Consider the following 13,516-nt stretch of genomic DNA (forward strand, 5'->3'; position numbering starts at 1 on the left):
TTAAGCTTCTTCTGTAGTTGTTTCTTCAGTTTCAACTAACGTGCTAAAGTCAAACTCAGCTTTCGCTAAGATGTTGTACCACTGAATTACTTTTTTAATGTTAGAAGCATATACACGCTCTTCATCAAACCCAGGTAATACTTCACCAAAATAAGTAGTTAATTTATTAGCACTTTCTTTGTGAGAAATTGCTTCTTTACCTTCTTCTTTATCAGCCATATTTTTAAGTACTTGTGCTAAAGGCACTTCTTCTTCGTACGTGTAAATAGCGATGTTTTCTAATAAGCTTACGTTATGAGTTGCAGTAATAGGAAAACGTTTCCCGTCAACAATAGATTTTACGATAACTCCTGTTTTAGTTTGTGATAAAATTTCATACAAACCTGGTTTACCTGTTACCGCTATAATTTTGTTAAATTCCATGTCTTAATTTTTTTAGTGTATAACTATTATCTCTTAGCATTAGGAAAACGCATGCGATACCCAGCGTTTACTTTCCCTTTTGAAATATTGTCTAATTTCTTTTTAATTATTCGTTTCTTTAATGAAGAAAGCTTGTCTGTAAATAAAATTCCTTCAATATGATCGTATTCATGTTGAAAAACACGCGCAGGTAATCCGCTTAGTGTTTCTGTGTGTTTTTCAAAATTCTCATCTTGGTATTCAATGGTAACTTTTTCTTGACGAAAAACATCCTCATTAATGGTAGGAATGCTTAAACATCCTTCATTAAAAGCCCATTCGTTACCTTCTTCTTCAATGATTTTCGCATTGATAAATACGCGATTAAAGTTTTTGAAAACTTCTTTTTCTTCTTCACTTAAATCATCATCTTCAGCAAAAGGAGAAGCATCAATCACAAACAAACGAATGTCTTTTCCTATTTGAGGAGCCGCTAAACCAAGTCCGTTAGCATTGTACATTGTTTCTCTCATATCGGCAATTAATTTATCTAACTGCGGATAGTCTTTATCGATTTCTTTTCCTACTTTACGTAAAACGGGATCTCCGTATGCTACAATGGGTAAAATCATTTACTTTTTAATTTTAAGGAATGCAAAAATACAAAGAAAGCGTTGGCTAGAAAATTATTTATTGTATAAATACGATTGTAGGATGATTGTTGCACTGATTTCGTCTACCAAAGCTTTGTTTTGACGTTGTTTTTTCTTCAAACCACTATCAATCATAGTCTGAAAAGCCATTTTAGAGGTAAAACGCTCATCTACACGTTTTATGAGGATAGAAGGAATCGCTTTTTCAAGCTTTTGAAGAAAAGGAGTTATGAGTACTTCACTTTCACTATCAGAATTATCCATCTGCTTTGGTTTTCCTACTAAAAAGAGTTCAACATTTTCTTTTTGTGTGTAGTCTTTTAAAAATGAAATAAGTTCAGAGGTATCCACAGTTGTCAATCCTGAAGCAATAATTTGAAGTTCATCAGTTACAGCAATTCCTGTTCTTTTTTTTCCAAAATCTATGGCTAATATTCGGCCCATTCTATAAGTTTTTGCAAAGGTAGCTAAATTAAACAAGGAAGAAATATCTGTTTAAAAAATGTATCTTCGCAGTATATTATGGAAAGCAATTTTATTTTTGCTGAAAATATTTTAGAAAAAATGACAGAATTACAATCAATTATAGAAAAATCGTGGGATAACCGCGAGTTGCTACAAGAAGAAGCTACGATTAATGCTATTAGAAAAGTAGTAGATTTATTAGATGTAGGAGATTTACGTGTTGCGCAACCAACTAACAATGGGTGGCAAGTAAATGAATGGGTAAAGAAAGCGGTAGTGTTGTATTTTCCAATTCAAAAAATGGAAACCTTAGAAGCAGGTATTTTTGAGTACCACGATAAAATTCCATTAAAAAGAGGTTATGAAGCGAAAGGAATTCGGGTAGTACCAAATGCTGTAGCACGCCACGGAGCTTATATTTCAGCAGGAACTATTTTAATGCCTAGTTATGTAAATATTGGAGCGTATGTTGATGAAGGAACGATGGTTGATACTTGGGCAACTGTAGGTTCTTGTGCACAAATTGGTAAAAACGTACATCTATCTGGTGGAGTAGGAATTGGAGGGGTTTTAGAGCCTTTACAAGCAGCACCGGTAATTATTGAAGATGGCGCTTTTATAGGGTCTCGTTGTATTGTTGTTGAAGGGGTTCGAGTAGAGAAGGAAGCGGTTTTAGGAGCAAATGTAGTACTAACGATGAGTACCAAAATTATTGATGTTACAGGTGATGAACCAGTTGAAATGAAAGGAGTAGTACCAGCTCGTTCGGTTGTAATTCCTGGAAGTTATACCAAGAAGTTTGCTGCAGGGGAATACCAAGTTCCTTGTGCTTTAATTATTGGTAAACGTAAAGAAAGTACCAACAAAAAGACTTCGTTGAATGATGCTCTTAGAGAGTATGATGTAGCGGTTTAAGAACGTATAAATAGTACAAAAAAGGGAAGGTTTTAAATCTTCCCTTTTTTATTGTTTTCATATAATTTTCTAAGCTTCGCATACTTCATATAAGAAAAAAAGGCTTGCATCATAGAAAATGTAATTCCGTCTAATCCATGAAAAATACCTTTCTTAAGAATATAACAACGTAAAAATGACCATAATCCGTGTCCTATAGGCGTAAAGAAGTTTACTTTTTTATTTTGCTCAAAATATTCTTCCGATTGCCAAGTAGTATACAAGTTGTATTTTCCTATAATTTGATGAAAATCCTTCCAACCATAGTGTAATAAATGGAGTTTGGTTGTTTTTAAATTGGTGGCTTGTATGCTTTGATGAACTTTGGTCGTTGCAGGTTTAGCAGTTTGCTTGTTAAAAAACCTACAAGTGTACGATGGGTACCATCCGGCAAAATCAATAGGTTGATCTTTTAAAAAGTTTTTACGTCTAAAATTATAAGCATCGTAAGGTTCATTTAAATACTTTCCGCTCTTAATAAATTCAAAACTATCTTTATCTAGGCGTTCATCAGCATCTAAGTTTAGAATCCAATCATGCTTACAAAATTGAAGTCCGTGTACTCTTTGAGGGCCATCTCCTAAGAATTTTTGTAAATAAACTTTAGCTCCCATAGATTCTGCTATTTCAACAGTTTTATCAGAACTAAAAGAATCAATTATAATTACTTCATCACATACGCTGTTTAAAGAAATAATACAATCTTTAATGTTGGCTTCTTCATTAAAAGTAATTACGAGACCACTTATATTCATGTGTAAATATTATTGTAGATTTGTGCGGTCAAAAATACAATTATTAAATGATTCCAAAAATTATACATTTCTGTTGGTATGGAAAAGGGGAGTATAATGAAACAATAAAAAAATGTATTGCTTCATGGGAAGAAAAGTTACCTGATTATACCATAAAGAAATGGGATGAAACCAATACACCTTTTGATAAATTACCTTTTTTAAAACTATTGTATAAACAAAAAAAATGGTCGTTTATTACCGATTATGTTCGGTTGTATGCTCTATATAAAGAAGGAGGAATTTATGTAGATACAGATATAGAAATGGTTACTACTTTTGACCATTTATTAAACGAAAAAGCATTTGTTGGTTTTCAAGGAACAATAGAGTCTGAAAAATATCCCTTAAATTCTGCTGTTATTGGAGGAGAAAAAGGCAATGATTTTATTTTAGATTGTATCAAGGCGACAGAAGAAAAACAACGCTTGCATTTTAATGCAATGGGCGGTCCACCAATAGTATCGAAAGTATTGTTGAATTACGGATTGAACGAGTATAAAAAACAGCATTTAAACAATGTTTTATTGCTTCCAACTAAGTATTTCTTTCCTTTTGCGTGGAATGAAAAGTTTACGCAAGAGTGTATTCAACCAGAGACAATCTGTATTCACTGGTGGGAAGATTCTTGGGGAAATAAACAAAAAGGCTTTTCGTATGTAGTAGATAGCCTTCAAAGGAAAGCAGTTAAATTACCCTTATTAATTAAGAATAGAATTAAATTCTTAACCAATAAGAATAATTTTTACCATATTAATTCTTTGTAAAATCAGTACAACGATCAATTAGGTGCTGAGTATACTGTAGGTGATTGGTAGGATTGGGAATTGGATTTTCCCAATTTATTTTATCTAGAGTAATTAAGTTTAAGTTTTTTAACGAACTTAAATCAAGTCCAGAATCTAGATTAACCATGTTAAAGTGTTGCACAATTCCATCCAATCTAGACAAGTCAGAAGAATTGTTTAACCCTCCCATGATAAATATAACAGGAGTTCCCATTGCTAAACAAGGTAGCGCACAGTGAATTCTAGAGGTTATTACCAGTTTTGCTGAAGCGAATGTTTTTAATAATCGTTCCGCTTCTTTAAACCGATCTTCAGAAGTAGTTCCTTTTTCTTTATAAAAGGCAGTTTCAAACTTAGCATTGTTAACTATTTCTTCAGGAAATATAGATTTTAAATACTCTTTGTGATCCTGAAGCTTAGGTAATTTAAACTTAATTAAATCACGGTAATAGTGCCTAGGAATTCTTTCGTAATAAGATTTCTTATCTAAGTTAAAAAGGACATCGAAAAACACAATATCGTCTGTTTTAGGCACCTCAATCTTAGGAAGAGTAGTGGTTAAACAAGAAGAATAATACGAATCTACACCATATTTTTTTAAAATATTTACAGTGTAAAAGTCTCTACATCCAATAGGTTCGTACTGTTTTAAATAAGTGATATTTTCTTGTCTGCTCAATAACGTATCTGCGATATGTGCATTTAAATGAAAAGAAACAAATAAGGGATTAATATTAGGAGATATGGGCCAATTTTTGGTTTTATACATAAACCAGCCATTCATAATTAATTTACAAGGTTCAATATTTTTATCGTTCAAATATTCTCTATTCAGAAGTAAGTCAATATTCGAAAAGTATTGTTTGGCAGCGATACTTTGAACATAATCTCCAATATTAAAATAACCTCCTGTGGCTTTATAATCTAAAAGTGCATTTTTACTCATAAAGCAAAAATATCTTTTTTTATTGATGTAGTGTAATAGTTTAAAGTATAAATTTGTACGATGATTATAGAAATAAAGAACTATTTACTTAACGGAAAAACGATTCTTTATCCAACTGATACGGTATGGGGATTAGGTTGTGACGCTACTAATGAAAGTGCCGTTAAGAAAATTTACCAATTAAAAAATAGAGAAGAATCTAAGAGCCTGATTATTTTGGTAGCCTCTATTGAAATGTTGCAAAAACATGTAGGAAATATCCCTGAAAAAGCTTTGGAAATTTTAAAGACATCAGTAAAACCTACTACAATTATTTACAATAACCCGAAAGAATTAGCCGCTAACGCCATTGCTGTAGATGATACAATTGCTATTCGTATTCCAAAGGATCCGTTTTGTATTCAGCTAATTAAAGAATTTGGAAAGCCTATTGTTTCTACTTCTGCAAACGTAAGTGGAGAGCCCACACCAAAATCATTTTCAGAAATAAGCGAAGCAATTTTAAAGAATGTAGATTATGTGGTAGATTTGCATCAAGAGAAAATAGCAGAAAAATCTTCAACGATTTTAAAAATTGAAGGAGATGATGTTATTGTGATTAGAGAATAATTTGTATGCAAAAACAATATTTTAAGGAAGCAATTTCTGCAGAAATATTTCAATATATATCCCAAGCCACTAAAGAATTACAACTAGAGAGTTATGTAATCGGTGGCTTCGTACGTGATTTTATCTTACAACGTGGTACCGCCAAAGATGTAGATGTAGTAGCGGTGGGAAGTGGAATAGAGTTAGCCCAAAAAGTAGCTGAATTACTACCAAATAAACCAAAAGTTCAAGTCTTTAAAACTTATGGAACCGCTATGTTGCGTTTTCAAGAAATAGAAGTGGAATTTGTTGGTGCACGTAAAGAGTCGTATTCAGCAGAAAGTAGAAATCCTAAAGTTTCTGAAGGAAGCTTACAAGACGATCAAAATAGAAGAGATTTTACAATCAATGCTTTAGCATTAAGTTTGAATGAAGCTGATTTCGGATTGTTACTTGATCCTTTTGGAGGGATGGCTGATTTGGAAGCTAAAATTATCAGAACTCCCTTAGATCCAGATATTACCTATTCTGACGATCCACTACGCATGATGCGTGCCATTCGTTTTGCTACTCAATTGAACTTTGAAATTGAAGAACAATCATTACATGCAATAACAAAAAATGCTTCGAGAATTGAAATTATTACTCGTGAGCGCATTGTGGTTGAACTGAATAAAATTTTGGAAGCCCCAGTGCCATCAACTGGATTCTTATTACTTGAAAAAACAGGCTTATTAGATCGAATTATACCTGAATTAACCGCTTTAAAAGGGGTAGAAGAGGTAGAGGGACAAAAACACAAAGATAATTTTTACCATACCTTAGAAGTAGTTGATAACATCGCTAAAAATACGGAGGATGTTTGGCTTCGTTGGGCAGCATTGTTGCACGATATAGGCAAAGCCCCAACCAAGCGTTATCACAAAAAAATAGGGTGGACCTTTCATTCTCATGAATTTGTAGGGTCGAAAATGGTATATAAGCTATTTAAACGTTTAAAAATGCCGTTAAATAATAAGATGAAGTTTGTTCAGCAAATGGTACTGTTAAGCTCTCGTCCGATTGTTTTGGCAAGTGAAGTGACAGATTCAGCTGTGCGCCGTTTAATTTTTGATGCAGGAGATGATGTAGATGCGTTGATGACCTTATGTGAAGCAGATATTACGACTAAAAATCCGAAGAAATTTAAACGTTATCACAAAAATTTTGAAATCGTTCGTCAAAAAATTAAAGAAGTAGAAGAACGTGATAGAGTGCGTAATTTTCAGCCTCCAATTACAGGAGAAGAAATAATGAAAGCTTTCAATTTGCAGCCTTGTAGAGAAATAGGTCAGATAAAAGAAGCGATAAAAGAAGCTATTTTAGATGGTAAAATACCTAATGAACACGAGGCTTCTTACCAGTTTATGTTGGAAAAAGGAGCACAGTTAGGATTAAAAATAAATCAATAATAAAAAAAGAGAAGCAAAATTGCTTCTCTTTTTTTATTATCCTAATGATTGCATGGATACGAGTTTAAAATACTCTCCATTTTTATCGAGTAATTCTTCGTGTTTTCCTTGTTCTACTATTTTTCCTTTTCTAAGAACAACAATATTGTCTGCTTTTTGAATGGTTGATAGTCTATGAGCAATGACTAAAGAAGTACGGTGCTCCATCATTTTATCTAAGGCTTGTTGAACTAACTGTTCGCTTTCAGTGTCTAAAGCAGAGGTGGCCTCATCTAAAATCATAATAGGAGGGTTTTTTAATACAGCCCTAGCAATACTTAAACGTTGTTTTTGCCCACCAGAAAGCATGTTTCCTCCATCACCAATATTAGTGTCATACTTGTTCGGTAAATCTTTTATAAACTCATGGGCATTTGCTACGTTTGAAGCCTTAATCACTTCCTCTTCAGTAGTATTTTCCTTGCCTAAAAGAATGTTATTTTTAACCGAATCATTAAAGAGAATAGAGTCTTGTGTAACCATTCCCATTAAGTTACGAAGAGATTCCTTTTTTATGTTTTTTATGTTAACTCCATCAATAAGAATTTCTCCAGAATCAACATCGTAAAAACGAGTAATTAAATTAGCTAATGTCGATTTTCCACTTCCTGATTGCCCAACAAGCGCAACCGTTTTTCCTTTGGGTATTGTTAAGGAGAAGTTTTGCAAAACGTAATCATCTTGATATTTAAAAGAAATATTTTTAAATTCTATTTCTGCATCAAAAGCTATTTTATCTATAGCATTAGCTGTATCTTCAATAGGGTTTTGGGTTTCTAAAATCTCAAAAATTCTATCAGCAGAAGCACTTCCTTGCTGAATTCCATACATAGCTGTTGAAATAGCTTTAGCAGGGTTTAGAATTAAATAAAACAAACCGATATAGCCAAAAAATTCTTGAGGCTGTAAAGTACTGCCGCTTGTAAGAACAAGTTTTCCTCCAAACCAAAGAATAGCAACAATAGTTACTGTACCTAAAAACTCACTTAAAGGAGAAGCTATCATTTGCCGATGTTTCAAGCTTGTCATTAAGCCAAAAAGATTATTAATAGATTTTCCTACTTTTGAGTTGATGGCTTTTTCTGCGGTAAAACTTTTAATTATTTTCAATCCCCCCAAAGCTTCATCAACTATAGATAAAAAATACCCATTCTCTTTCTGAAAATTAGAAGATGATGCTTTTAGTTTTTTACTAGCTGTAGAAATAATAAAACCAGAAATAGGTAATAGTAGGAATACAAAAAGTGTAAGTTTAACACTAATAGCAAACATGGAAATTAAAGTAAAAACAATAGTTAAGGGCTCTCTAACAATAGTTTCAAAAGAAGAAAGATAGGTGAATTGTATTGTGTGGACATCTGATGTAATTCTCGCTATAGCATCTCCTTTTCTTTTTTCTGAAAAAAATGAAATGGGTAGTGAAATATACTTAGCAAACATAGAAGATTGAATATCTTTTATCGTATTTGTTTGTAAAAAAACCAACGTATAAGAAGCGAGGTATCTAAAAAGGTTTTTAAAGAAAAACAAGAATAAAGTTGTTAAACTAACAAAAAGCAATGCCTTTTCTGAACCACCACTCTCAATCATTTGAGATATTTTATAATTGAGGCTACCTTGCACATAATCATATATAGAGGTTATTCCATTATAACTAGGTTGGCTTGTTACGATTTCTTCTTTACCAAATAAAATTCCTAAAACAGGAATAAAAGCTAATACTGATAAGACATTAAATACCGCATAAAGCACATTAAAAAAGATGTTTAAAAAAGCATACTTTTTATACGGTTTGGCAAAATTTACTATTTTTTTAAAACTACTCACTAGAAATTTAGTTGTTTGATAATTCGTTGAATTTTATTATTCAATTCTTCTTCTACTGCCTTAGCATTGGAAATATCATATAATTTACGTTTAACACTAAAGTAAAATTTAATTTTTGGTTCAGTACCACTTGGGCGAGCAGCAATTTTAGTTCCGTCTTCTGTAAGGTAAATTAATACGTTTGATTTAGGAATATCAATTGTTGTTTCTTCACCAGTGATTAAATTTTTTCTTGTTGAAGCTTGATAATCGAATAAGTATTCAACCTTAGAACCATCTATTTCAGTTAATGGATGGTTGCGTAAATCAACCATCATTTGTTTGATTTGTTGTGCACCGTCCATGCCTTTTTTTACGAGAGAAATTAAATGTTCTTTATAAAAATGATGGCGTGTATATAAATTTAATAACTCTTCATAAAAAGAACTGTTATTGGCTTTTGCATTGGCAGCAATTTCACAAGCGAGTAGGGCAGAAGTAACCGCGTCTTTATCACGTACAAAATCTCCTACCATATAGCCAAAACTTTCTTCTCCACCACCAATAAAGTTAAGTTCAGGGTGGTCTTTAATCATTTTCGCGATCCATTTAAAACCAGTTAAGCCAACTTTGGTTTCCACACCATAAGAATCGGCAATCTCATTGACTAAATTAGTAGAAACAATGGTAGAACCCACAAATTGCTTTCCGTTCAATTTTCCTTGTTTTTTCCAATCGTTTATTAAGAAGTCGGTCATCATACTCATGGTTTGATTTCCGTTTAATAAGGTCATGTTTCCATCCATATCTCTTACGGCAATACCTATTCTATCTGAATCAGGATCGGTTCCTAATACGATATCAGCCGCAAGTTCATTGGCTAAGTCAACCGCTATTTTAAGAGCTGCAGGTTCTTCTGGGTTTGGAGACTCAACAGTAGGGAAATCTCCGTCAGGAATGGCTTGTTCTTCAACAATATGAACTTGAGTATAACCAGCACGTTCTAAAACTTCAGGAATTAATTTGATAGAGGTTCCATGTAAGGAAGTAAACACAATTTTTAAATCTTTACGACCTTGTATATCAAAAGTCCCGTTAGCTAAAGAAGCTTTCCAAAAAGCTTCGTCAATTTCGCTTCCGATAGAAGTTATCAATTCTTCTTTTGCATTGAAATTGACTTCAGAAAAAGCTAAGGAGTTTACCTCATTGATAATTTCAGTGTCTTGTGGAGGCACAATTTGCCCGCCATCATTCCAGTACACTTTGTATCCATTATATTCTGGTGGATTGTGGGAAGCGGTTAAGACAATTCCAGCATCACAACCTAAATAATTTACTGCAAATGATAACTCTGGTGTAGGACGCATATCTTCAAATAAGTATACTCGAATGTTGTTTGCAGATAACACATTGGCAACTACTTTAGCTAACCACTCACTGTCGTGACGACAGTCGTAACCGATGGCTACTTGTAAGGTTTTGTTAGGGAGTGTTTTATGCAAGTAATTGCTAAGCCCTTGGGTAGCTTTACCTAAAGTATATTTGTTAATTCTGTTGGTTCCAGCACCAACAATTCCACGCATTCCGCCAGTTCCAAATTCTAAGTTTTTATAAAAACGATCAGCTAAATCGTCAGCATTGGTGTTTATTAGTTGTTGAATTTCTTGTTGGGTTTCTGAATCAAAAGTATTAGAAAGCCACTGTTTAGCACTGTTTAAAATCTCTTCCATGTATCAAATTAAAAAACGTACAAAGGTACGGGTTTAAAAATTTAGTTGTTCTTTAATTTTGTAATGTTTTTGTTGCGGATTGCTCTTAATTATTAATTCTCCTAAGAAACCAGCTAAAAATAAAAGAGTCCCTAAAATCATAGAGGTTAACGCGATGTAAAACCAAGGATTGTTGGTAACTAATATTGCTTTGATGCCTTTAGAAAGGTGGTAAATTTTCACGATACCAATAAAAAAAGCCGCCAAAAATCCGAAAATGAACATAAGAGTACCCCATAAACCGAAGAAATGCATAGGTCGTTTTCCAAACTTAGACAAAAAGGAAATGGTAATTAAATCTAAAAAACCATTCACAAAACGATCCATACCAAATTTGGTAACACCATATTTACGAGCTTGGTGTTGAACTACTTTTTCATCAATGCGATTAAAGCCTTCATTTTTAGCTAAAACAGGAATGTATCGATGCATTTCACCGCTTACTTTTACTGCTTTTACGACCTCATTTTTATAGGCCTTTAGTCCGCAATTAAAATCATGTAATTTTAGTCCTGATGTTTTTCGAGCCGCCCAATTGAACAGCTTAGATGGAATGTTTTTAGTAATTACGTTATCGTAGCGTTTTCTCTTCCATCCAGAAATTAAATCGAAGTTTTTTTTTGTAATGAGCGTATATAGTTCTGGAATTTCATCTGGACTGTCTTGTAAGTCAGCATCCATGGTAATAACTACACGGCCTTGTGCCAAACCAAAACCTGCGTCTAAAGCTTGTGATTTTCCGTAGTTTTTTTGAAAACGAATTCCTTTTACAGACTTGTTTTTTGCCGATAGTTCTTCAATAACACTCCAAGAAGTATCTGTGCTACCATCATCAATAAAAATGAGTTCGTATAAAAACTGATTGGATTGCATAACTTTTGCAATCCAATCGTGTAACTCGTGTAAAGACGCTTCTTCATTAAGAAGTGGTATTACAACCGATATATCCATATTTTTTATTCAAAGTTTAAAAAGGTAAAGTTACGAAGTATTACTTTTATGAAAAACGTTAACTTACTTAAACTATGTTTTAGTATTGTTCTTCTTCTGTCTTTTTCATCACAGCTCCTGTAATAGCTGAAACTACAAAACCAAGGAAAATATAAAATAATAAACCTAATGCATCTCCAATAAGAGTACCTTGAAATTTAGCTTGCATAGCTAATTGCGTATCAACTTGTTCGTCTGTTAATCCGGCATCTAATAATTTTTGAGTTTGAAATTCGTTTAATTGACTATAAAAATTGGGCTCAATTAGTCCTGTAAAAATATGACTGTAGATGATACTTATTAAAGCGCCAACAGCAACAACACCTACACCTATTTTTAAAGCTTCTCCCCAAGTTAAAAAAGAACCATTGTCCTTTTTAAATTTTTTAATAGCTAAAATAGGAAGGGCAATAATACATGCAGCTAATACAATCATATTAATTATTCCTCCTACAGTATCGAAGGTCATACCTAAAGCGTAAATTATAAGGTTGGTTAAAACGATAACTCCTCCGTAGGTTAATCCATAGTTTAAAATAATGTTTTTACTGTTTGCTTGATGTTCCATTGTGTGAATTTAGTTAGTGATACAAATATATTCTTTTTTTAATGTTACGTTTGTTTAAGAGCTGTAAAAGCAAAAAAACAAATAACAAACTATTAGTATTCAAAAACTTAGAAATGTTACAGTTTTTTTATTGAAATTTTATTGTTTTTTACGAAAAAATGGTTGTAAATTTGCATCGGCAAGTCCTACACAACCAGCTCCCTTTGAATCCCCCAGGGCGGGAACGCAGCAAGGGTATTAGGTCGTAGCGGTGTGATGTAGGTAGCTTGCCTTTTTTTGTACCCAATAGTTTCGTTTATTCTTCCTCTTCTTTTAGATTAAAATCACTTCTAGGGTGATGTAACTCAACAACTTCTTTAAGGTAACTGTTATCTAAATGCACATAAATTTCGGTAGTTGTAATACTTTCATGTCCTAATAATTGTTGAATAACACGTAAATCAGCTCCATGCTTTAGTAAGTAAGTAGCAAAAGAATGTCGTAGGGTGTGTGGTCCAATACTTTTTTGAAGGTGTATTTTTTGAGCTAACTCTTTTAGAATAATAAAAATCATTTGACGAGTTAATCGCTTGCCTCTTCTGTTTAAAAAAACGATATCTTCATCTTCTTTCTTTGGAGTAATTTGCGACCTGATTTCCTTAATATAAAAGGTAAGCCTATGAATTGTAGTGATATGTATAGGTACAAAGCGATATTTATTCCCTTTTCCTAGGATACGTATGTAACCGTCATTAAAAAACAAGTCTGAAAGTTGTAAGTTAATTAATTCACTCACACGAAGACCACAACTGTAAATGGTTTCAATAAGAGTTTTGTTACGTTCTCCTTGAGGATGACTTAAATCAATAGCAGCAATTAGCTTGTCCACATCTTCTTTTTCTAAAGTATCAGGAAGTTTTCTTGTAATATTAGGACTTTCAATTAAATCTGTAGGATTATCTTTACGGTAATCTTCAAAAACTAAATAATCAAAAAAACTACGTAAGCCAGAAATTAAACGAGCTTGACTACGAGCGTTGATATGTTTGCTTGTTTCATAAATAAACTGTTGTAAAATTTCATGACTTATGTAAATAGGAGACAGGGGAGTACCTAAATCATTTACAAATAAGGCGAGTTTTTTTACATCTCTTTGATAACTGTCGATAGAGTTTTTTGAAAGCCCTCTTTCAATTTTTAAAAAATTAATATAATCAGATATAGCTTGTTCCCAATTCATTAAAAAAAATACTGTTCTTTTAGTAAAAAATGTTATGAAAATAAAAAAATAGAATTATTTTCGGCTTCAAAATTAAAATTATAA

General features: G+C 32.7%; 14 protein-coding genes and 1 other RNA gene. 5 read left to right on the plus strand and 10 right to left on the minus strand.

Going from position 1 to position 13,516, the window contains the following annotated elements; all coding sequences use genetic code 11:
• The 3 genes from V1T75_RS00775 to ruvX are packed head-to-tail and all read right to left on the minus strand — an operon-like array spanning position 1 to position 1,499.
• Positions 1–423, minus strand: a complete 423-nt coding sequence (locus V1T75_RS00775; RefSeq protein ID WP_330486656.1) for a DUF5606 family protein — start codon at positions 421–423, stop codon at positions 1–3.
• 26 nt (positions 424–449) lie between these two features.
• Entirely contained in the window at positions 450–1,034 is a 585-nt protein-coding gene (def, locus tag V1T75_RS00780; RefSeq protein WP_330486657.1) for a peptide deformylase, read from the minus strand.
• 54 nt (positions 1,035–1,088) lie between these two features.
• On the minus strand, positions 1,089–1,499 hold the full coding sequence (gene ruvX / locus V1T75_RS00785; RefSeq protein ID WP_330486658.1) for a Holliday junction resolvase RuvX: 411 nt from the start codon (positions 1,497–1,499) through the stop codon (positions 1,089–1,091).
• Between the two features lie 120 nt (positions 1,500–1,619).
• Here ruvX and V1T75_RS00790 point away from each other — a divergent pair, with 120 nt between their 5' ends.
• On the plus strand, positions 1,620–2,435 hold the full coding sequence (locus V1T75_RS00790) for a 2,3,4,5-tetrahydropyridine-2,6-dicarboxylate N-succinyltransferase (RefSeq protein WP_330486952.1): 816 nt from the start codon (positions 1,620–1,622) through the stop codon (positions 2,433–2,435).
• A gap of 32 nt (positions 2,436–2,467) precedes the next feature.
• Here the strand turns inward: V1T75_RS00790 and V1T75_RS00795 are convergent, their stop codons facing one another.
• A complete protein-coding gene (locus tag V1T75_RS00795) occupies positions 2,468–3,229 on the minus strand; it encodes a glycosyltransferase family 2 protein (protein ID WP_330486659.1) in 762 nt (253 codons plus the stop codon).
• 47 nt (positions 3,230–3,276) lie between these two features.
• Here V1T75_RS00795 and V1T75_RS00800 point away from each other — a divergent pair, with 47 nt between their 5' ends.
• Positions 3,277–4,035 carry a glycosyltransferase family 32 protein gene (locus V1T75_RS00800; RefSeq protein ID WP_330486660.1) on the plus strand — a complete coding sequence of 253 codons (759 nt, stop codon included), beginning with the start codon at positions 3,277–3,279 and terminating at the stop codon, positions 4,033–4,035.
• On the opposite strand, the gene V1T75_RS00805 is transcribed toward V1T75_RS00800, so the two are convergent.
• Complete coding sequence (locus V1T75_RS00805) at positions 4,022–5,002, minus strand: polysaccharide pyruvyl transferase family protein (RefSeq protein ID WP_330486661.1); 981 nt, start codon at positions 5,000–5,002, stop codon at positions 4,022–4,024. The genes V1T75_RS00800 and V1T75_RS00805 overlap by 14 nt on opposite strands.
• Before the next feature lie 60 nt (positions 5,003–5,062).
• Between V1T75_RS00805 and V1T75_RS00810 the strand changes: the two genes are divergently transcribed.
• Together V1T75_RS00810 and V1T75_RS00815 are read left to right on the plus strand one after the other, a co-directional pair.
• Positions 5,063–5,611 carry an L-threonylcarbamoyladenylate synthase gene (locus tag V1T75_RS00810; protein ID WP_330486662.1) on the plus strand — a complete coding sequence of 183 codons (549 nt, stop codon included), beginning with the start codon at positions 5,063–5,065 and terminating at the stop codon, positions 5,609–5,611.
• A 5-nt stretch (positions 5,612–5,616) separates the two neighbouring features.
• A complete protein-coding gene (locus V1T75_RS00815) occupies positions 5,617–7,041 on the plus strand; it encodes a CCA tRNA nucleotidyltransferase (protein WP_330486663.1) in 1,425 nt (474 codons plus the stop codon).
• 36 nt (positions 7,042–7,077) lie between these two features.
• Here the strand turns inward: V1T75_RS00815 and V1T75_RS00820 are convergent, their stop codons facing one another.
• From V1T75_RS00820 to V1T75_RS00835, 4 genes are all read right to left on the minus strand, one after another.
• A complete protein-coding gene (locus V1T75_RS00820) occupies positions 7,078–8,907 on the minus strand; it encodes an ABC transporter ATP-binding protein (RefSeq protein ID WP_330486664.1) in 1,830 nt (609 codons plus the stop codon).
• Positions 8,907–10,616 carry a phospho-sugar mutase gene (locus V1T75_RS00825; RefSeq protein ID WP_330486665.1) on the minus strand — a complete coding sequence of 570 codons (1,710 nt, stop codon included), beginning with the start codon at positions 10,614–10,616 and terminating at the stop codon, positions 8,907–8,909. Before V1T75_RS00825 ends, V1T75_RS00820 begins: the two co-directional genes overlap by 1 nt.
• 33 nt (positions 10,617–10,649) lie before the next feature.
• The gene (locus tag V1T75_RS00830) at positions 10,650–11,606 is read right to left on the minus strand and encodes a glycosyltransferase family 2 protein (protein WP_330486666.1); all 957 of its coding nucleotides are present in this window, start codon (positions 11,604–11,606) and stop codon (positions 10,650–10,652) included.
• 79 nt (positions 11,607–11,685) lie between these two features.
• Positions 11,686–12,213, minus strand: coding sequence for a DUF4199 domain-containing protein (locus V1T75_RS00835; RefSeq protein WP_330486667.1), 528 nt, complete (start codon positions 12,211–12,213; stop codon positions 11,686–11,688).
• A gap of 176 nt (positions 12,214–12,389) precedes the next feature.
• Here V1T75_RS00835 and ffs point away from each other — a divergent pair.
• Positions 12,390–12,488: signal recognition particle sRNA small type (gene ffs, locus V1T75_RS00840), an RNA gene on the plus strand.
• 20 nt (positions 12,489–12,508) lie between these two features.
• Here the strand turns inward: ffs and V1T75_RS00845 are convergent.
• A complete protein-coding gene (locus tag V1T75_RS00845; protein ID WP_330486668.1) occupies positions 12,509–13,432 on the minus strand; it encodes a tyrosine recombinase in 924 nt (307 codons plus the stop codon).
• Positions 13,433–13,516 lie beyond the last annotated feature (84 nt).

The sequence above is a fragment of the Tenacibaculum sp. FZY0031 genome (genome assembly GCF_036350695.1).
Lineage (GTDB): Bacteria > Bacteroidota > Bacteroidia > Flavobacteriales > Flavobacteriaceae > Polaribacter.

Excerpts from the sequence above, each read along its gene's own strand:
- V1T75_RS00775 (WP_330486656.1), bottom strand. The coding sequence starts at position 423 with ATGGAATTTAACAAAATTATAGCGGTAACAGGTAAACCAGGTTTGTAT.
- def (WP_330486657.1), bottom strand. The coding sequence starts at position 1,034 with ATGATTTTACCCATTGTAGCATACGGAGATCCCGTTTTACGTAAAGTA.
- ruvX (WP_330486658.1), bottom strand. The coding sequence starts at position 1,499 with ATGGGCCGAATATTAGCCATAGATTTTGGAAAAAAAAGAACAGGAATT.
- V1T75_RS00790 (WP_330486952.1), top strand. The coding sequence starts at position 1,620 with ATGACAGAATTACAATCAATTATAGAAAAATCGTGGGATAACCGCGAG.
- V1T75_RS00795 (WP_330486659.1), bottom strand. The coding sequence starts at position 3,229 with ATGAATATAAGTGGTCTCGTAATTACTTTTAATGAAGAAGCCAACATT.
- V1T75_RS00800 (WP_330486660.1), top strand. The coding sequence starts at position 3,277 with ATGATTCCAAAAATTATACATTTCTGTTGGTATGGAAAAGGGGAGTAT.
- V1T75_RS00805 (WP_330486661.1), bottom strand. The coding sequence starts at position 5,002 with ATGAGTAAAAATGCACTTTTAGATTATAAAGCCACAGGAGGTTATTTT.
- V1T75_RS00810 (WP_330486662.1), top strand. The coding sequence starts at position 5,063 with ATGATTATAGAAATAAAGAACTATTTACTTAACGGAAAAACGATTCTT.
- V1T75_RS00815 (WP_330486663.1), top strand. The coding sequence starts at position 5,617 with ATGCAAAAACAATATTTTAAGGAAGCAATTTCTGCAGAAATATTTCAA.
- V1T75_RS00825 (WP_330486665.1), bottom strand. The coding sequence starts at position 10,616 with ATGGAAGAGATTTTAAACAGTGCTAAACAGTGGCTTTCTAATACTTTT.
- V1T75_RS00830 (WP_330486666.1), bottom strand. The coding sequence starts at position 11,606 with ATGGATATATCGGTTGTAATACCACTTCTTAATGAAGAAGCGTCTTTA.
- V1T75_RS00835 (WP_330486667.1), bottom strand. The coding sequence starts at position 12,213 with ATGGAACATCAAGCAAACAGTAAAAACATTATTTTAAACTATGGATTA.
- V1T75_RS00845 (WP_330486668.1), bottom strand. The coding sequence starts at position 13,432 with ATGAATTGGGAACAAGCTATATCTGATTATATTAATTTTTTAAAAATT.